Origin of the sequence: Streptomyces sp. NBC_01460 (assembly GCF_036227405.1) — a bacterium.
GTDB lineage: Bacteria > Actinomycetota > Actinomycetes > Streptomycetales > Streptomycetaceae > Streptomyces.
The window spans coordinates 4,360,131-4,378,410 of the sequence record NZ_CP109473.1 but is presented as its reverse complement, the minus strand read 5'-3'; the positions used below and the strand labels follow the sequence as shown (position 1 = coordinate 4,378,410).

The 18,280-nt window shown below is 68.7% G+C and carries 14 protein-coding genes and 1 tRNA gene; 5 read left to right on the top strand and 10 right to left on the bottom strand.

From position 1 onward, the window contains the following. Positions 1–174 precede the first annotated feature (174 nt). From OG488_RS19490 to OG488_RS19465, 6 genes are all read right to left on the bottom strand, one after another. Entirely contained in the window at positions 175–2,367 is a 2,193-nt protein-coding gene (locus OG488_RS19490) for an ArnT family glycosyltransferase (RefSeq protein ID WP_443074228.1), read from the bottom strand. After that, on the bottom strand, positions 2,364–3,674 hold the full coding sequence (locus tag OG488_RS19485; RefSeq protein ID WP_329230943.1) for a bifunctional glycosyltransferase family 2/GtrA family protein: 1,311 nt from the start codon (positions 3,672–3,674) through the stop codon (positions 2,364–2,366). Before OG488_RS19485 ends, OG488_RS19490 begins: the two co-directional genes overlap by 4 nt. A 26-nt stretch (positions 3,675–3,700) precedes the next feature. After that, positions 3,701–5,431 (bottom strand): HAMP domain-containing sensor histidine kinase, encoded by a 1,731-nt coding sequence (locus OG488_RS19480; RefSeq protein ID WP_329230942.1) that lies wholly within the window; start codon positions 5,429–5,431, stop codon positions 3,701–3,703. A 4-nt stretch (positions 5,432–5,435) separates the two neighbouring features. Then, positions 5,436–6,173 carry a response regulator transcription factor gene (locus tag OG488_RS19475; protein ID WP_329230940.1) on the bottom strand — a complete coding sequence of 246 codons (738 nt, stop codon included), beginning with the start codon at positions 6,171–6,173 and terminating at the stop codon, positions 5,436–5,438. An 83-nt stretch (positions 6,174–6,256) separates the two neighbouring features. Continuing rightward, the gene (locus OG488_RS19470; protein WP_329230939.1) at positions 6,257–7,138 is read right to left on the bottom strand and encodes an amidohydrolase family protein; all 882 of its coding nucleotides are present in this window, start codon (positions 7,136–7,138) and stop codon (positions 6,257–6,259) included. A 111-nt stretch (positions 7,139–7,249) separates the two neighbouring features. After that, a complete protein-coding gene (locus tag OG488_RS19465) occupies positions 7,250–8,140 on the bottom strand; it encodes a DUF2797 domain-containing protein (RefSeq protein ID WP_329230937.1) in 891 nt (296 codons plus the stop codon). 409 nt (positions 8,141–8,549) lie between these two features. On the opposite strand from OG488_RS19465, the gene OG488_RS19460 reads away from it, so the two are divergent. From OG488_RS19460 to OG488_RS19445, 4 genes are all read left to right on the top strand, one after another. Further along, complete coding sequence (locus tag OG488_RS19460) at positions 8,550–9,164, top strand: LppU/SCO3897 family protein (protein WP_329230936.1); 615 nt, start codon at positions 8,550–8,552, stop codon at positions 9,162–9,164. Positions 9,165–9,287: 123 nt separating this feature from the next. Continuing rightward, positions 9,288–9,707: a hypothetical protein gene (locus OG488_RS19455; RefSeq protein ID WP_329230934.1), complete on the top strand. Its 420-nt coding sequence runs from the start codon at positions 9,288–9,290 to the stop codon at positions 9,705–9,707. 81 nt (positions 9,708–9,788) lie between these two features. Continuing rightward, positions 9,789–10,733 carry an RNA polymerase sigma factor SigJ gene (gene sigJ, locus OG488_RS19450; protein WP_329230933.1) on the top strand — a complete coding sequence of 315 codons (945 nt, stop codon included), beginning with the start codon at positions 9,789–9,791 and terminating at the stop codon, positions 10,731–10,733. Between the two features lie 94 nt (positions 10,734–10,827). Further along, on the top strand, positions 10,828–12,024 hold the full coding sequence (locus OG488_RS19445) for an NAD(P)/FAD-dependent oxidoreductase (protein WP_329230932.1): 1,197 nt from the start codon (positions 10,828–10,830) through the stop codon (positions 12,022–12,024). Between the two features lie 1,363 nt (positions 12,025–13,387). Here the strand turns inward: OG488_RS19445 and OG488_RS19440 are convergent. The 3 genes from OG488_RS19440 to OG488_RS19430 all read right to left on the bottom strand — a co-directional run bounded on the left by OG488_RS19440 (position 13,388) and on the right by OG488_RS19430 (position 16,819). Beyond that, positions 13,388–14,695 (bottom strand): DUF6414 family protein, encoded by a 1,308-nt coding sequence (locus OG488_RS19440; RefSeq protein WP_329230931.1) that lies wholly within the window; start codon positions 14,693–14,695, stop codon positions 13,388–13,390. A gap of 65 nt (positions 14,696–14,760) precedes the next feature. Next, complete coding sequence (locus tag OG488_RS19435; RefSeq protein ID WP_329230930.1) at positions 14,761–15,927, bottom strand: ATP-binding protein; 1,167 nt, start codon at positions 15,925–15,927, stop codon at positions 14,761–14,763. 307 nt (positions 15,928–16,234) lie between these two features. After that, a complete protein-coding gene (locus OG488_RS19430) occupies positions 16,235–16,819 on the bottom strand; it encodes a hypothetical protein (protein ID WP_329230928.1) in 585 nt (194 codons plus the stop codon). Positions 16,820–17,211: 392 nt separating this feature from the next. On the opposite strand from OG488_RS19430, the gene OG488_RS19425 reads away from it, so the two are divergent. Continuing rightward, positions 17,212–17,301, top strand: a tRNA-Ser gene (locus tag OG488_RS19425). A gap of 151 nt (positions 17,302–17,452) precedes the next feature. Here OG488_RS19425 and OG488_RS19420 read toward each other — a convergent pair. Continuing rightward, entirely contained in the window at positions 17,453–18,208 is a 756-nt protein-coding gene (locus OG488_RS19420; RefSeq protein WP_018513679.1) for a GntR family transcriptional regulator, read from the bottom strand. Positions 18,209–18,280 lie beyond the last annotated feature (72 nt).

Here is an 18,280-nt window from a genome sequence, read left to right as displayed (position 1 = left end):
CCGTACAACTGGCTTACCGAAGATGCCGGAATCTCACCGGCTGACGCGGGAGGGCGGTGAACCCGGAGCCTCTGCCCGGGGCCACCGCCCTGTTGCGGCCGTCCTGTTGGGGACGCCGTGCCGTGGCCGTCCTGTCGTCGGTCGTGCGACCGTGGCCGTCAGCTCGTCGGCTCGTCAGCTCGCCGACTGGGTGAGGTCGTAGAAGGTCGCGCTTCCCGCCGTGACCTCCTTGAAGGTGTCCTCCACCCACGCCGAGATCTGGGACGAGGCACCGTCGCCGCCCGCACCGCCGCCCATGCCGCCGCCCGAGATGAAGTAGTGGATCTTTCCGTCCGCCACGTACTTCTTGAACTGGGCGAGCGTCGGGGACGGGTCGCTGCCGTTGAATCCGCCGATCGCCATCACCGGGTCACCGGTGGCGAGCTGGTAACTCGCGGCGTTCTGCGAACCGATGGCCGCGGCGGTCCAGGTGTAGGCGTCCGCGTTCTGCTTCAGGAGCGTCCTGGCCTCGGAGTCGACGGAGGCGCCGTTGAGCAGGCCTCCCATACCGCCGCCACCGCCGCCCATGCCGCCTTCGCCCGTGCCGCCTCCAGGCATGCCGCCCTGCATGCCGCCCGGAGCCCGGCCCTGCTGACTGCCGGGAGCCTGGCCCTGGCCCGGGGTGCCGCCGCCAGGGAAGCCGCCGCCCTGCGCGTTGGTGCCCGGGGCCTGGCCCCCGCCCTGCTGGGTGCCCTGCTGCTGCGTGCCCTGGCCGGGAGGCTGCATACCGCCGCCGGGGCCCTCACCGCCACCGGGGCCACCGCCCCGGCCGCCACCGGGACCGCCCATGCTCGCGCCGGACGGACCGGCGGTGACGATCGAACCCTGGTGCCCGGTGTCCAGCGTGCTGATCGTGTACGCCGTCGGCCCGGCCAGCGACGCCGCGAGGCCCAGCCCCACCACACCCAGCGCGAGCGGCCGGCCCAGCCGTGCGGCGAGCAGCAGCCCCACCGCGGCCGCCAGACCGCCGATCAGGACGGCCCAGCGCAGCCAGGGGACGTAGTCCGGGGTGCGCCCCAGCAGGACGTACGACCAGACGGCCGTCACCGCGACGGTCGCGCCGAGCACGGTGCCCGCCCACCAGGTGGCCCGTTCCTCCCAGAGGGTCGTGGCGCCCATGCCCACCAGCGCCGCGATGGAGGGGGCCAGGGCGACCGTGTAGTACTGGTGGAAGATGCCGGCCATGAAGCTGAAGACGAAAGCCGTCATCAGCAGCGAGCCGCCCCAGGCGAGGAACGCCGCGCGGGCCGTGTCCGTCCGCTTCGCCCGCCAGGTCATCCAGACACCCGCGGCCAGCAGGATCAGCGCCGCGGGCAGCAGCCACGCGATCTGGCTGCCGATCTCCGAGTTGAACATCCGGCCGATGCCGGTCTCACCCCAGCCGCCGCCCTGGCCTCCACCTCCACCGCCACCGCCGACACTGCCGGTCTCCTCGCCGTTGATCCGGCCGAGTCCGTTGTAGCCGAAGGTCAGCTCCAGGAAGGAGTTGTTCTGCGAGCCCCCGATGTACGGGCGCGAGGAGGCGGGCCACAGCTCGACGATCGCCACCCACCAGCCGCCGGAGACGACCATCGCGACCGCGGCCAGCCCCAGTTGACCGAACCGCTTCCGCACCGGGACCGGTGCGAACACCGCGTACAGCACGGCCAGCGGCGGCAGGATCAGGAACGCCTGAAGGGTCTTCGAGAGGAACGCGAGGCCCACCGCGACGCCCGCCCAGACCAGCCACTTCGTACGGCCGCCCTCCAGGGCGCGCAGCACGCAGTAGACGGTGACGGTCATCAGGAGCGCGAGCAGCGCGTCCGGGTTGTTGAAGCGGAACATCAGCGCGGCCACCGGCGTCAGCGCGAAGACCGCCATCGTGATCAGCCCGGCGGCGGCGCTGAAGCGGCGGCGCACGGCCGCGTACAGGACGCCCGCCGTGGCAACGCCCATCAGCACCTGCGGTGCGAGGATCGCCCAGGAGCTCAGGCCGAAGATCCGGACCGACAAGGCCATCGGCCAGAGTGTCGCCGGGGGCTTGTCGACGGTGATCGCGTTCGCGGAGTCCAGCGAGCCGAAGAAGAAGGCCTTCCAGCTCTGGCTGCCGGCCTGCACGGCGGCGGAGTAGAAGGAGTTGGCGTAGCCGGAAGCGCTGAGGTTCCACAGGTACGCGAGCGCGATGACCAGCAGCATCCCGAAGAAGGCGGGCCTCGCCCACCGCGGGTCCCCGGGCCGGCCCCGGCGGATGCGCCGCGACAGCGGTTCGCGCCTGTCCATGGCGTGCGCGGGCGCCGCTGGGGTGCCGGGCGGGGCCGGGAAGTGGTCGGAGTGCGTGGCCGCGGTCATCGGACGTCCCTCAGTTCGTGTGCGGCACCCTTGCGGGCGTCCTGGTGGTCGGTGCGCCGGTCGGGGAAGACCCAGGCGCGGAAGAGCAGGAACCGCAGCACCGTTGCCGCGAGGTTGGCCGCGATCAGCACGGCGAGTTCCGTGCCGTGCGACGCGGATCCGGACGCCGTGCCCAGCGCGGCGAGCGAACCGCTGGTCAGGGCGAGCCCGATCGCGAAGACGACGAGGCCCTGCGCCTGGTGGCGCACGGCGCCTCCCCGGCCACGTACGCCGAAGGTGAGTCGACGGTTGGCCGCCGTGTTGGCGACGGCGGAGACCAGCAGGGCCGCCGCGTTGGAGAACTGTGGGCCGACGCCGAGCCTGAAGAGGGAGTACAGGGCGAGGTAGAGGAGGGTCGAGAGCGCCCCCACGACGCAGAAGCCGGCCAGCTGCCGGGCGAGTCCGCGCGGCACCCCGGGCACGGCCCGGTCGCGCGGGTCGTCCCCGAAGGGCCGCGCCAGCCGGTCCAGCGGCAGCGCTCCGGTGGCCAGGGCCCGGCCCACCCGCCAGACCCCCTTGAGGTCGTCGGTCGCCGTTCTCACGATGTGCACCGTGGAGTCGGGGTCGTCGACCCAGTCGACCGGCACCTCGTGGATGCGCAGCCCGGCCCGCTCGGCGAGCACCAGCATCTCCGTGTCGAAGAACCAGCCGGTGTCCTCGACCATCGGCAGCAGCCGCTGCGCGACCTCGCGCCGTATGGCCTTGAAGCCGCACTGGGCGTCGCTGAACCCGGCGGCCAGTGAGGAGCGCAGGATCAGGTTGTAGGCCCGCGAGATGAACTCCCGCTTCGAGCCCCGCACCACCCGCGAACTACGGGCCAGGCGGGAGCCGATGGCCAGGTCGGAGTGCCCGGAGATCAGCGGGGCCACCAGGGGGAGCAGTGCGTTCAGGTCCGTCGAGAGGTCGACGTCCATGTAGGCGAGGACCGGGGCGTCCGAGTGGGACCAGACGGTCCGCAGCGCCCGGCCCCGGCCCTTCTCCTCCAGCCGGTACGACCGCACCTCGGGGATCAGGGCCGCGAGCCGCGCCGCCACCTGGGGCGTCCGGTCGGTGCTGGCGTTGTCCGCCACGGTGATCCGGAAGCCGTAGGGGAACGTCCGCGCCAGGTGGTCGTGCAGGCGCAGCACACACGTTTCGAGGTCCTTCTCCTCGTTGTACACGGGGATCACCACGTCGAGTACGGGTACGGGAGCGCCGGCAGCGCCGACCGCTGCGGCCAGGAGGTGTTCCCGGGCCGGCAGGGTGCTCCAAGGAGTGTCGGTTCGCATGACACAGACACTCGCCAACCGCGCTGTCACATCCGTGTGCTGAGCCTGTGGTCCGCCTGTGAGTGCGCCAGAGGCGCGTACGGGACGTGGCCCTGACCCGCCACGGGCGCGTACGGGACGTGGCCCTGACCCGCCACGGGCGCGTACGGGGAGCCGCCCGGATCCGCCAGGGGAGGGTTCCCGGGGTGCGCCGGGCCGGCCGGGGGCTCGTCCGTGGAGCCGTTCGGCCCGTACCCCCCGTACACCGAATCCGCCGGCAGATGGACGGCGAACACCGTGTTCCCGGGCACGGAACGCACCTCCGCCACCCCTCCGTGGGCGGCGACGACGGCCTGCACGATGGCGAGGCCGAGCCCCGTCGATCCGGCATGGCGGGAGCGCGAGGCGTCGCCGCGCGCGAACCGTTCGAAGACGCGTGGCTGCAGTTCGGCGGGGATGCCGGGCCCGTCGTCCTGGACCTCGAGGGTCACCCAGGGAACATCCCCGCGCGCCTCACGCACGCGGACGGTCACAGTGGTCCCCGGCGGTGTGTGCGTACGGGCGTTCGCGAGCAGGTTGACCAGCACCTGCTGGATCCTGGTCGGATCGGCGAGCACGGTCGCGGGCACCTCCGGCAGCTCCAGGCGCCAGTGGTGACCGGCTCCGGCGGCACCGCCCGAGGCGCGGTCCGTGACCCTGGCATCGCTCACCGCGTCGATGACGAGCGGGGAGAGATCGGTGCTCTCGTAGGAGAGCGGGCGTCCCGCGTCGAGGCGCGCCAGGAGCAGCAGGTCCTCGACCATGCCCGTCATCCGCTCCGCCTCGGACTCGATCCGGCCCAGCGCGTGCCGGGTGTCGGGGCCGGCGTTCTCCCGCCCGCGCCGGGTCAGTTCGGCGTACCCGCGGATCGAGGCGAGCGGGGTCCGCAGCTCATGGCTGGCGTCCGCGACGAACTGCCGGACCCGTGTCTCGCTCTTCTGCCGGGCGTCCAGGGCCGAACCGACGTGGCCCAGCATCCTGTTGAGGGCCGCTCCGACCTGCCCGACCTCGGTGCGCGGATCGGCCTCCGCCTCCGGGACCCGTTCGAGGAGGGCGACCTCACCGCTGTGCAGCGGGAGTTCGGAGACACGGGTCGCGGTGGCCGCCACCCTGCGCAGCGGGCGCAGGGCGACACCGACCATGGCGGCACCCGCGATCCCGGCGGCGATGAGCCCGGCCCCGGTGACACAGACCTCGACGAGGATCAGAGTGTTGACGGCCTTGTCCACCTCGGCCGTGGGGATGCCGACCAGGACGGACGCACCGGCGCCCGACGGGACGACCTGCACGCGGTAGCCGCCCAGGCCGGGGAGCTCGACGTCGTGGGCTGCGCCGTCCGGGGCCACGTCGGCGGCCTCGAGGGCGTCCTCCTGCGCGCCGGTCAGCTCCTGGGCGCTCTCTCGGGCGTCCGGCCCCTTGATCACCTTCGACGCGGTGACGGAACCGTCGGAGACCACGGCGCCGAACGTGTCGGGGGTGCCCCTGCCGATGAAGGCCAGCGGTTCCTCGCTGTCGCCCTCCGGGCCCCCTCGAAGGCCCTTGCCGCTGCCCGGCGGGGGTGCCTTGGCCACCATGGCCATGTCGTGCAGCTGGCCGTCCAGCTTTCCGTACATGTACTCGTGGAAGGCGATGGCGGTGACCGAGCCGATCACCGCCGCGACGACCGCGATGAGCGTCACCGCGTACACGACGAGCCGGGTCCTCAGCGTCCAGGGGCGGCCCGTGTCCTTCCTGCTCACAGGGCTACTCACCCGGCTTGATGAGGTATCCCGCCCCACGCCGGGTGTGGATCATCGGGGTGCGCCCCGCGTCGATCTTCTTGCGCAGGTAGGAGATGTACAGCTCGACGACGTTCGCCTGGCCGCCGAAGTCGTAGTTCCAGACCCGGTCCAGGATCTGCGCCTTGCTCAGCACCCGGCGCGGATTGCGCATCAGGAAGCGGAGCAGCTCGAACTCGGTCGCCGTGAGATGGATCGAGTCGTCGCCCCGGCTCACCTCGTGGCTGTCCTCGTCCAGCACCAGGTCGCCGACGGCGAGCGTCGACTCGCTGCGCACGGAGGCGGTGCCGGACCGGCGGATCAGCCCGCGCAGCCGTGCCACGACCTCCTCCAGGCTGAACGGCTTGGTCACGTAGTCGTCACCGCCCGCCGTGAGCCCGGCGATCCGGTCCTCCACCGCGTCCCGTGCGGTCAGGAACAGCACGGGCACGTCGGAGAGCTCGCGCCGCAGCCGGCCGAGCACGGCGAGTCCGTCCATGTCGGGCAGCATCACATCGAGGATCACCGCGTCCGGACGGAAGTCGCGCGCCGTGCGGAGCGCGTTCGCGCCGTCCCCGGCGCTGCGCACCTCCCACCCCTCGTAGCGCAGGGCCATGGAGAGCAGCTCGGCGAGCGGGGCCTCGTCGTCCACGACCAGCACCCGGACGGGGCTGCGGTCGGGCCTGAGCAGTTCTGTACGCCCCTGGGGCGAGGTCGTCGTCATGGCTCAAGCCTGTGAGACGGCCGTGAGAGCGAGCTTTCGCCCACCTGTGAATTCGCTGAGAAACGCCGCCCGGGCGGCTCTCCTCACCGGAACAGCGCGGTCGCGTTCCCGTGGCAGACCGCCCGCAGCCAGGCGTCGCCCAGCCCCAGCCGCTCCAGGGCGTACAGCTGGTGCACGTACGGGTACGGGATGTTCGGGAAGTCCGTGCCCAGCAGGATCCGGTCCCCCAGATCCGCCAGACGGCCGTGCTCGGCGGCCGGGAACGGCATGAAGTCCTCGGTGAAGTCGGTGAACGCCATGGTCGTGTCGAGTCGGACCCCCGGGTACGCCGCTGCCAGCTCCAGGAACTCCGGGTACTCCGGCATCCCCATGTGCGCCACCACCAGCTTCAGCCGGGGGTGGCGGGAGAGCAGCCGGCCGATCGGCCCCGGGCCGGTGAAGGCGCCGGGTGCCGGCCCGGAACCGCAGTGCGTCACCACCGGGATCCCGGCCTCCGCCAGCAGCCCCCACACCGGCTCCAGGAGCGGATCGTTCGGGTCGTAGGCCCCCACCTGGAGATGTGACTTGAAGACGCGCGCGCCCGCCTCGACCGCCTCGCGCACATAGGTCTCCACACCCTCCTCGGGGAAGAAGGTCGCGGTGTGCAGACAGTCCGGCACGCGTGCCGCGAACCCGGCCGCCCAGCCGTTCAGCCAGGCAGCCATGCCGGCCTTGTGGGGGTAGAGCATCGAGGTGAACCGGAGCACACCGAACGACCGCAGCAGCGCGAGGCGTTCGTCCTCCGCCCGCCGGTAGGTGATGGGCCACTCCAGCCCGGTCAGCGGGCCCGCCGCGTCGAAGTACGCCCACACCTTGCTGAGCACCCGCTCCGGCATGAAGTGCGTGTGGACGTCGATGATCCCGGGCAGCCCGAGCCGCTTCCAGAACCGCACCACGTCCTCACGGTCACCGTCCTCGCCACCCATCCGACCCACCCAACTCGCATGTCTCGTACGTCTCGCATGTCTCGTACGTCTCGTACGTCTCGTACGTCTCGCACGTCTCGTACGGCTCCAGGAACGATCCCGGCGACGATCTCAGAACAGCCCGTCCTGCACACCACCGCCCCCCACGGCCACGGTCGGCACGCTCGTCCCCGCCCGCGCGTCGGCTCCCACCAGGTCCCAGCCGGTGACGAGCCGTGTGTCCAGGACGACGATCCCGTCGGCCGCGGTCTCCAGGTGGAGATCGGGTCCGGCCGCCGCGACCAGTCGCCCGGCCACCACCCCGCCGTCCGCGAGCCCTGTCACCACGCGCGCGGCCGGCCCCGCGCCGGCCAGCTCGAACACCCCGGCGTGATCGACCGCCTCGAACGGCAGCCGTTCCAGCGCCTCCGGCCATCCGGCACCCTCCAGCGCGGCGGCCCGCCGGTAGAGGCCTTCGATCTCGGCGGCCCGCTCCGCCACCCCGGGCAGCTCGCCGCGGACCGCCCGCTTGCGTGCGTACGGGATCCGGTCGGGCACCCCGAGCGCCGTGCGCAACAGCTCCTCCGTGCGCCGCGCGGCCATCAGTGGCCCGCGCCCCAGCCAGCTGAACACCACCGCTCCCTGCTCCCGCAGCCGCGCGGCCTCCCGCGCCTCCCCGGTGATCCCCACCTTGACCATGCCCGGCCCGAACCAGGCCAGGTAGACGCGGTACGGGCGCGGGTCGTCGGCGATCGTGTCGGCGGCCACGGAGTGGGCCCGGTCCAGGCGCGCGCACTCCTCGCACCGCGCCCCCGTGCTCCGCGCGGGCACCACGGCCCCGACCGGACACGGGTTGTCCCGCGCCCCCACGCAGTGCCGCTCCCCGACGGCCCGGAACCCGAGCTCCTTGCCGTACGCCAGGACGCTCACCCGCCCCTGCCCGGACCGGTCGCTCCGCGCCCATCCGAGCTCGGGCCCGCCGTGGTGGGGCCAGCGCAGCCCGGTACACCTCCAGCCGCTCATGCCCGGCCCGCACGGAGGGTGTGGAGGTGTGGGCGCATGTCGGTCTCCTCGGGGGCGGTCGGCCCAGGACGGTCCGGCAAGGGGCGGTACCCCGCGGCCGCGAGCCGGAGAAACCTTAACGAAGCGGCGGCCTCGGCCGATGCCCCGTCGGGGTGGGGGAACATGGGGGACCGCGTCTCGACGGCGTGCGTATTTCTAGAGTGGTTTTCTAGAAAGTTCCTCCAGTCGAGTGACGGTCCGTCCACACTGACCCTCGTGTCCTCACCGGAGATCCCGCTCTCGCTCTCGCCTCCGGCAGGCCGCCGAAGGCGCGGTCGTCACCGTCCCCCTGCCGACCGGGGCCACCCGCATCCGCATCCCGCCCGCCGACGACGGCGACCTCGTCCGGGCCCAGGTGAACGGCCGGGAGGTGCTCCTGCGTATCCGGGTCACCCGGGGCGCCCTGTCGAGCGGCCCCGCACGGCTGGGGCTGCTCGGGATCGCCGCCGTCGTCGCGTCGGCGGTGTTCCTGGCCACCGGACTCGACGACGACGGCACGTCCACCGGCCCCTCGTCCGGCTCCTCCGCGTACGCCTCCTCCACGTCCGACCCGTACGCGGAGGCAACGGAAGCCGAGGAGACCGGGGACCCGTACAGCGAGGAGCCCACACCCGAGGAGACCGCAGAACCCGCAGCCGAGGAGACGGAGGACGCGGGGGACACCTACACGGAGGACCCGTTCGAAGACCCGTACGACACGGGTGCTGAAGAGCCCGACCCGTACGAATCCGGGACCTGCCTCAACGGGACCCTGCCGGACTCCACCACGGCTCAGGAGGTCAGCGGTGTCGACGAGGTCTCCTGCTCGGCCCCCGACGCCCACTACCAGGTGATCCGGACGATCCCCGCCACGTCGGACATGAGCCGGTGCGACGCCGAGGCACGCACGCAGTACGCGTTCTCGTACCGCTACACCCTCAACGGAGCGACCCTCAACGCATCATACGTGTACTGCCTGATCGGCCTCGGCTCGTACGCCCGCTGACCCCGGCCACCGCCCACGGGCCGGGTCATGGACCAGGGTTCATGGGTTCATGGCTGAAGTACTCAGGCGTGAACGAGTACCTGCGCTCCGGCACACCGCGCCGCGAGCCGGGAAGCTCGACCCATGCGAACACCTCTTCGGAACGCCTCCCACCAGCTGTGGACGGCCCTGCTGCCCTTCCTCGCCACACTCGCGCTGTGGGCCGCCTGGCTCGGCTGGGACCAGCACCGCGACGTCCACCCCGACGGATCGGTCTCCGGACCCTACGAGGCGTGGCAGGTGATCGGGCTGGTGCTGACCCTGCTGGCACCCCTGTACTGGGCGGCGTCCCGGCAGAACATCGCGGGCGCGGTGCTCGGCATCACGGGCGGCCTGGGAGTCGCCTCCTTCTACGACTGGTCGGACGACTCCAGCGGCCTCTTCGTCGTCGGCGTGGGCATGATCGTGGCGGGAAGCCTCGTCACGACGGCCGGCCTCGCCCTCGGCATCGCCGCCCTGAGACGGAACGGCGGAGGACACGGCGCGGGCCGAGGAACCGGCTGACGCGCCCGCCCCCTGTCTGCCCCGCGCCCGGCGGTCGCGGGGGACCGGCCCCTACGCGGGGTGAGGGCTAGGATCCGGGCCATGGCTCTGACCATGAACGACACGGACCGGTTCGAGGCCGCCATGCCCCGCCTGGAGGCCATCGCCTACCGCCTCCTCGGCTCCGCGAGCGATGCCGAGGACGCCGTGCAGGACACGTTCCTGCGCTGGCAGGCCGCCGACACCGGACGTATCGAGGTCCCCGAGGCCTGGCTGACGAAGGTCCTCACCAACCTCTGCCTCAACCAGCTCACCTCGGCCCGCGCCCGGCGCGAGACCTATGTGGGCCAGTGGCTGCCCGAGCCGCTGCTCGCCGGGGACCCGATGCTCGGCCCTGCCGAAACCGCCGAGCAGCGCGAATCCGTCTCGTACGCCGTCCTCGCCCTCATGGAGCGCCTCTCCCCCAACGAGCGGGCGGTGTACGTGCTGCGGGAGGCCTTCGACTACCCGCACCGCCAGATCGCCGAGATCCTCGACCTCACCGAGGCCGCCAGCCAGCAGATCCTCCACCGCGCGAAGAAGCACGTCGCGGACGGGAAGGCCCGCACCGAGATCGACGAGGCCGCCGCCCGGCGGATCGTCGAGGAGTTCCTCGCCGCGGCCACCAGCGGCCGGACCGAGCCGCTCGTCCGGCTGCTCACCGGCGACGCCATCGCGATCGGCGACGGCGGAGGAAAGGTCCCGGCCCGCGCCAGGGCGGTCGAGGGTGCCCTCGCGGTCGCGAAGTTCATGCGCGGTCTGTTCAGGCCGAGCCCGGCCAAACGCGCCTACGTCGGCGACTCCCCCGAGGTCCACGCCACGACCGCCAACGGCGCCCCCGCCCTGGTGGCCGTCTCCGACAGCCGGGTCGTCGGCATCATCTGCCTGGAGATCACCGCGGACGGCATCGTCGCGTTCCGCAGCCAGGTCAACCCCGACAAGCTCGAGCGCGCGACCAGGCAGTGGGCGGCCTCGGACCATGGAGAGCCCCTGCTCACCATCTTCTGACCATGGTGTGAGCTGCTTCACATCGCTCTCCTGTCAGGAATCGGCGGGCTGCCCGGTTCAAGGGGCAGAAACCGCGCGAGACAGGAGCAGGGAAATGACGCACCGCATCATCGTCCTCGGAGCCGGATACACCGGAGCCATCGCTGCCGGGCGCCTCGCCAGGCGCCTGCACCGGGACGACGTCTCCATCACCCTCGTCAACGCCGAACCCGACTTCGTCGAGCGGGTCCGGATGCACCAGCTGGCGGTCGGCCAGGACCTCCGGCCCCGGCCCTTCATCGAGATGTTCGCGGGCACCGGCGTCGAACTCCGGCTCGCGGAGGTCACCGGTGTCGACGCCGACCGCAGGACGGTCGCCGTCAGCGGCACGGAGGGGACCGAGGAACTGGCGTACGACAGCCTCGTCTACGCCCTCGGCAGCGGCTGGAACACCCAGGACGTACCCGGCATCACCGAACACGCCCACGACGTCTCCGGCCGCCCCGGCGCACTCCGGCTGCGCGAGCGCCTGGCAGCCCTGGACGCCGGACAGCCCGTGCTCGTCGTCGGCGGCGGTCTCACCGGACTGGAGACCGCGACCGAGCTCGCCGAGGCCCGCCCGGACCTCGACGTCGCCCTCGCCGCCCGCGGCGAACTCGGCGACTGGCTCTCGCCCAAGGGCCGCGCGCACGTGCGGAAGGTCTGCGACAAGCTCGGCATCACCGTCCACGAACACACCGCCGTCACCGGCGTGGAGGCCGACCGCGTCACCACGGCCGACGGCACGGCGGTCCCGTCCGCGGTCACCGTCTGGACCACCGGCTTCGCCGTCCACCCGGTCGCGAAGGCCACCACCCTGGAGAGCACCGCCACGGGCCGGATCGTGGTCGACCGGACCATGCGCTCGGTCTCGCACCCCGACGTGTACGCCATCGGCGACGCGGCCATGGCCATGGGCCCCGCCGACAAGCCGCTGCGGATGTCGTGCGCCTCGGGCACCCCCACCGCATGGCAGGCAGCCGACGCACTCGCCGCACGCCTGACGGGCGGGAAGATCCCGACCACGCCGCTCCGCTACTTCAACCAGTGCATCTCACTGGGCCGCAAGGAAGGCCTGATCCAGTACGTCACCGCCGACGACCGAGCCGTCCGGGCGGCCCTGACCGGCCGGATGGCCGCCGTCTACAAGGAACTGGTCTGCAAGGGCGCGGCCTGGGCCGTCGCCAACCCGACGCTCGGAACACCGGCCCGGCACCGCCGCGTCGTACAGGAGCCGGCCCCCGAGGGCTCGGCCGCCGAGGCGACGGCCTGAGCGCCCCGGGACACCGACGCACGCTCCGGCACCCGGCCTCGGCCTACCGGCCTCGCGCGAAGAACCGCCTGGCGGCGACCACGACGACGCCCCCGACGACAGCGACCGTGACCAGCGCTCCGATCACACCACCCAGATCCATCGTCCCGATCATGTCCGTCTCCTCAGCAGCCAGTTGGCATCGGCCCACGCGGCACACGATCAAGTGCCGCGTGGACGAACATGGCATCCCGGCCGTGCGCGTGGAGCCCGGAGGGCCGAAACCTGAGGATCATCTGAGCTCGGCCTCCCGACACGGGCCGCACGTCCATCGACCCGGGGAGAACGGGCCGACGCCTCTCGGCCCCGCAGGGCCGCTCCCGGCCGGGACGGTTACCGGGGTTGCGGTACGGAGCCGCCGCACCCCTAAGGCGACTCGATGGTCCTGCCGCTCCGGCGATGCATCCCTCGGCAGATCACCCAGAGGCTGACCAGGACGAGCACCCCTCCGCCGATCGGCCACCCCATGGAGGCTCCATCGCGGTAGTCCCTGATGCCGGTCGCAAGAAGCAGAACAGACAGGGGCAGCCCTGCCCAGTCGAGAGCCCTGTTCACTTTCGCGGGCGTCGAAGGCTCGTTCACAGGGTGATCCTGGCATGCCCCTGTGTCTGCTCACCAGATGCGCGTGCACGTCGAGCGCAGGACTCGACCTGTGGCCTCACCCGTGTCAGGTCGTGGACGGACACCCGGCACGACGGAATACCCCGTACCGCGCCGCGCCGGCCGACTGCGTACGGCGGGATTCACCAAGGACGGGCCGTGTCGGTGCCAGCCGCTGATGCGTCACGCGAGGGCGGTCGTGACGGACCGGCCGCAGCAGCGAGCTCCGTGCACACCTCGCCGCCGTACGGACAACGCGAGAGGCCCCCAGGATCTCTCCTGGGGGCCTCTGGCCTGCTGTGCACTCGGCAGGATTCGAACCTGCAACCTTCTGATCCGTAGCTCTAGCCGGATCGGTCAGTGACGGCCATACCGGCCGTTACGAGGGTCGGGAGAGACGGTGGCGGTCGGGGCCGGTTGCTGTGGTTGCGGTACTCCGCTGCTGTACAGCAGCCCCAGCTACAGGTCGCCCATGCGCATGCACATCACCCTGGGTATCGCTCGATCGTGGCCAGCGGATCAGACGGCGCAAGAATTTCCCACCACGTCAAGGCCCGCGCACCGAGCGGGCACGCGCCGCCCCAGCGGCGCGGCCTGCCTCCTGTCTCCGCCCCGGCTGGCCGCGCCCGGCGGCGGCAGGCACGAAAGGGGGAGGCACTCTCTGTGGCTGGGGTGGTCGGCTGGTGGCTGAGCCCCATGAAGTAGCCGACCTTCAGGAGCCGTATCACCAGTAGATCGCCACGATCTCAGCATCAATGCATTTTCCATCAACAGTGTCATCAAGGTGACCACTTGAGTTTCCAGGACGGACTGAGAGGCTGCCGTCCACCATGAGTCCATGCTGCGTCAGCGCTTCGCCACGCATCCGAGCTTCGTCGTCGGAGGTGAACTGACATGAAAGCTCATCAGATACGCACTCTGCAACTGCGCGGAAAACAGCACGGTTGGCAACGACTGACCCCATTTCCGAAGACCTACTGGACACAACTTGTGCGATTCTTGCCCGCAGCTCTTCCGACATAGTTGCGCCCTGCGACTCGACAAGAAGATCACCGTAACGAGCCAACGCAGATTCACGTAGCTGCGTCACGTCGCCACTGTCATCCACGCCTCCCGTCATCGCCCTAAGGGCAGAGGGGCCAAATTCATCCATTGCGCTTTCCATGTCTGGGACTACTTCTTTGAGCACATCGACCAACTTAACCGGACTCCAGGAGTCTTGCACTTGATCGCGCCCCACCCGGCAAAGCACCTTTACCGACGATCCCGAAAAGAGAACGCGCCTAATATCTTTCCAGAAAAGCGCTTCCTCAACAACACCGACCAGGTACAGAGGCCTCCGGTTCAGCCGATAGGCCTCAGGGAGTTCAGGGAAGATGTCGCCAGCGATGAGGAAGTCGCGTCCCTCAACGGTGGAAACTTCATAGTTAATCGCTCGACATTTAATCGGAATTAGGCCAGCCATCAATTCTTGAATGAAACCGTTCACCTCAATCGCTGTTCGCATCTCTTGCGTTTCGACTTCGGCAGCAAGCGCGGGCGACTGGCCGATGATATTGGTCATGCTCGTGATGATGGTGCTCGTCCGGAAGATTGCATCGGCACGGAGTTCCACTTCAAGCTCAATAAGACGACCCCGCTTTAGGCTCGCACCGTCAACGATCCATGGCGAAAATTCCGAATGCATGGATGAGGCGTAGCGAACCTTTCGCATAGCGGCCGGTTTTAGCTCCGGGAAGGGACCGGAACGCAGCACTAGAGATGACTCAACAGTTGCGTACAAATCCTTGAATGTAGCTTGGATAGATGCCTTTCGTAGCACTTGATAATCGCTGGCGCGGGTGACCTCACGCTTCATCGCGGCATTCGCCTTACCCGCCCCTGCCTTAAACTCTCCCCCACCGCCAAGCTCTGTTCGTGTGGAGTTGGTGAGTTTCTCCGTGATCTCGCTGGGAATAGCTCCCAGAATCGACGCCAGCAGGCTGGTAACGCTCACCTCATCGAGATAGATGAACTCGCGAACACGCTTCATCTCGCGAACTCCACGGCGGAGAATTTTGACTCTAATCCACATTTTCAGTCTCTGAATCACCTTAATTATCCTCTCGGCCCCATGCGCTGCTTGGCGACTCGCTCATACCCACCGATGTAGTCCTCAGGTAGAAGCGCCCTACGTCGGTCCGCGACTGCAAGCAGCGCGGCTTCAGTCCAGATTGCTGCAAGTTCAGCCGGCGTCCATGATTCTGTCCGCTCGGCCACCCAGAGATGTGGCATGTCTTCTTTGAGTCGCAGTTTCCTGCTTGAAGTTGTGAGGATTTCTTCCCTGTCCCTTTCGGTCGGAATTGGGAAATCTACGTGCCAGTCGAAACGCCCAGGTCTACGAAGCGCAGAATCGACATCCTGCGGCCGGTTGGTGGTGCCTAGGACCATCACATTAGTGTCAGGCGAAAAGCCATCCATAAGCGCCAGAAGTTGCCCTACTACTCGCCGGGACGCCTCATGCGACTCATCGCTACGCTGGGATGCCAAGCTGTCAATCTCATCGAAGAAAATAATAGCGCGTTCACGCTTCTTGGCGTCCTCGAAAATTCGCCGAATGATCTCTTCGCTTTGGCCATACCACTTGCTGAGAACTTCCGGGCCGTTGATGGCATAGAAAACTGCGTCGGCATGGTTAGCGATGATTCGGGCGAGCAGTGTCTTACCCGTTCCCGACGGGCCAGAAAAAAGAACTCCCTTGATCGGCCTGGCGCCGATTTCATTCAAGGCGTCATGGTATTTCAACGGTAGTTCAATTAGTTCACGCGCTCTTGTGACGATATCAGAGTAACCGCCAAAATCCTTGAAGGAGAGATTCTCGTTCGGTGGCACGATGAATCGCTCTGGAAGGGCATCCTCTGTCGAGTCGTCCAGGAATTTAATCGCTTTTTCGGAGAGAATTCCTAGGATTCCGTTTGAATCCGTACCCTCCACGGTTAGGCCTGCGCGCAAAGGTTCAGCAAACGTATTGGAGAATAGGCGTAGCCGACCTCCGATTTCGACTACAACTCGATCGCCAACTACAAGTTTCGTTACGCCGACCCAGACATCTTCCCTCCATAGGTCATGGGGAGCTAGCTCAACCGATCCATCGTCCGGATCCATGAAAATGATGTCCCCAACCTCGGCGAACGGCTCCATATGATCTGCCGTAGCGGTTCGCCCATCCCGGAGTTCCAGGAACGTCGTTTGTCTGTCCTCGCTGATGTGGCTGACACGGGCCACTGTTCGAGGCTTGCTTACACTTACAGCTTCTTGGCGCAAGATCTTCCTCCGCTGCTCCCGAAGTGGCACCGCTCCTGATGGTCTGAATGACCTCAAGGTGGGGGGAGAGAGTACAGCACACGCAAACTGACGAGATGGCACACTCCAGATACTCAGATCAGCGACCCGATACAACGTCCGGCGTGCCACGGGAAGGGCGCACGTACGTAGCGATGGTCACGACGCCTGTGCCCTGGCCGTCCTTGGGCAGTGCGAAGGCGCTCGAGGACGGCCGTCACCGACAGGTGTGGCAGCCGACACCCGCAGGTCAGTCTGAGATGGGTAGCGGCTCGTGACGGTGCCAGATCAGATACCTGTCCTCGCGGCGCAGCTCCGCAGAGCCCCACTCGATGCGCATGACGCCCCTCTCCATGGAGCAGGCGTAGGCGACGAGGACGAGTTGCACGTCTTCGGGAAGCAGCTCCATGTCTGGATGCACCTCAGAGTCTTCAAGTTCCCCAAAGTCCAAGTCGAAGGCTTGCTGCATGGGCTGTGGGCCGTGGCGTCGGATCAGGTCTGCTCGGAAGCCTGTGGCTCGACGGAGACGTGCAGCCGTGACAGGCAGATCCCTCTTCGCATAGCGGAGGGGGTAGATCAGTTGCCCGCGGACGAGCATCATCATGCGTCCTTGCAGGCGTACTGGTTCTCCGAGTCCGGAGATGCCGGCGGCCAGTTCCTCGTATTGCACCGCGTAGAGGCCATGTCCGTAGGCTTCGAGCGTCTGGGTATGGACGCCCTCCTGCCCTGTGCGTGCTCGCTCATGAGCCCGGACGAGGCAGGCCGGGATGATGTCGGACAGTTCGCTGGCTGTGTCTCCGAAGGTCTCACGTGCCCACCGACTGGCTGAACCCACGACGTACCGTCCTTCCTTGGTGGTCTTGCAGGCACCGAGCAGCGTTCAACTGAAACCGTGCTGCGGCCAGGCGAGTCATACAAGGTCGCAACCAGCGCGCAGGGGAGCGCACGACGCCCGAACAGGCCTCACAGCACGTACCGCCCACGCGCTGACCAGAGTGAAGACGTCGGCCGGGCTCGATCGCTCGTCGTGACGGCAACAAGGGCGGACAGCAACAACTTCCAGCAGTCCGGCACGCTGCTGACACAGGCCGACCGGGATGACCTACAAAGGCTTGCCCGCATCTTCTAGGCGTTTGGCTCGTCGGCCACGTGCGTGTCAGAACCGTGCCAGTTCCGACAGTAAGCCGCGGTCAGCATCGGCCCCTGGGCGTGCCAGTCTTAAGTGCAGGTCAGCGAAGCTTGGATTGCTTCCGCTGCACGGTCTTGAGAACCGTCGTGGCAGCGATGTCACCGTGGGTTCAAATCCCACACCCACCGCAGGCGAGAGGCCCCTGACCAGTTCGTATGGTCGAGGGCCTCTGCCCTGCCCGCTCCCTGCCGGGCACCGCTGTTCCCCCTGGTTTCCCGCTCTGTCGGGCACGGAAGGGGCACGGCTGGGCCACGACTTTGGGGGTGCCGGGGCTGCTCGTCAGCGGTTGATCGGGATCTCGTAGACGATCTCGCAGTGCGCTGCGGGCACCACGATGTCCGCTGTCTCCACGGGCCGGCCGTCGTCGCTGTAGTACGTCCGCCGGATGTGCGTCACGAGTGCGGCTTTCTGGATGCCGAGTAGCGATGCTTCCTCGGCGGTCGCGTGCCGGGGTTCGGGCTGCTCCACCGCGAGGCTGATGGTCACTCCGATCGCGGCCATGCGGTTCACGACCCCGGCCCCCGCGTGTGGCCCTCCCTCGGGGAGAACGACGAGGGTTCCGCCAGTGACGGCGTACGGCTCCCAACTCGTCGACAGCTGAACCGGTTTCCCGTCCGCAAGGAACTCGTACGTCGTCCGCACGCACAGCTCCCCCTCAGCGATCCCGAGCCGCGACGCGATCTCCGCCGGGGCCGGCACCTTCGCGTCGGTCCGGCTCTCCCAGTCGCTCTGTCGGCGAAGGGCCTTCATGTCCTGGCGGAACGGGGACCCACTGGGCTGCTCACGTGCCGACGACCGGACGACTCTCACGCGCTCCCGGGGCTCGGCGACGTACGTCCCCGATCCGGCCCGGCCTTCCAGCACTCCTTGGGAGATCAGCAACTCCTGTGCCCTGCGCACCACGTTCTCTCCCACGCCGCACTCCTGGCCGATCTGGGCGCGGGATGGGAGACGGTCGCCCGGTTCCCAGACGTGCTCCGCGATGCGCTGCCGGAGTTCGTCGGCGATGCGGAGGTACGGCGGTTGCTCAGACATATGGAAAATCTAGTCCACTAGCTCTAATCTAGTTAACTAGCTTCACTGAAAGTGATCGCTAGCAACGGAGGG

Bases quoted from the DNA above. Each gene is read 5' to 3' on its own strand.
- OG488_RS19490 (WP_443074228.1), bottom strand. From the start codon at position 2,367: ATGACCGCGGCCACGCACTCCGACCACTTCCCGGCCCCGCCCGGCACC.
- OG488_RS19440 (WP_329230931.1), bottom strand. From the start codon at position 14,695: ATGAAGCGTGTTCGCGAGTTCATCTATCTCGATGAGGTGAGCGTTACC.
- OG488_RS19475 (WP_329230940.1), bottom strand. From the start codon at position 6,173: ATGACGACGACCTCGCCCCAGGGGCGTACAGAACTGCTCAGGCCCGAC.
- sigJ (WP_329230933.1), top strand. From the start codon at position 9,789: ATGGCTCTGACCATGAACGACACGGACCGGTTCGAGGCCGCCATGCCC.
- OG488_RS19470 (WP_329230939.1), bottom strand. From the start codon at position 7,138: ATGGGTGGCGAGGACGGTGACCGTGAGGACGTGGTGCGGTTCTGGAAG.
- OG488_RS19485 (WP_329230943.1), bottom strand. From the start codon at position 3,674: ATGCGAACCGACACTCCTTGGAGCACCCTGCCGGCCCGGGAACACCTC.
- OG488_RS19465 (WP_329230937.1), bottom strand. From the start codon at position 8,140: ATGAGCGGCTGGAGGTGTACCGGGCTGCGCTGGCCCCACCACGGCGGG.
- OG488_RS19445 (WP_329230932.1), top strand. From the start codon at position 10,828: ATGACGCACCGCATCATCGTCCTCGGAGCCGGATACACCGGAGCCATC.
- OG488_RS19455 (WP_329230934.1), top strand. From the start codon at position 9,288: ATGCGAACACCTCTTCGGAACGCCTCCCACCAGCTGTGGACGGCCCTG.
- OG488_RS19420 (WP_018513679.1), bottom strand. From the start codon at position 18,208: ATGTCTGAGCAACCGCCGTACCTCCGCATCGCCGACGAACTCCGGCAG.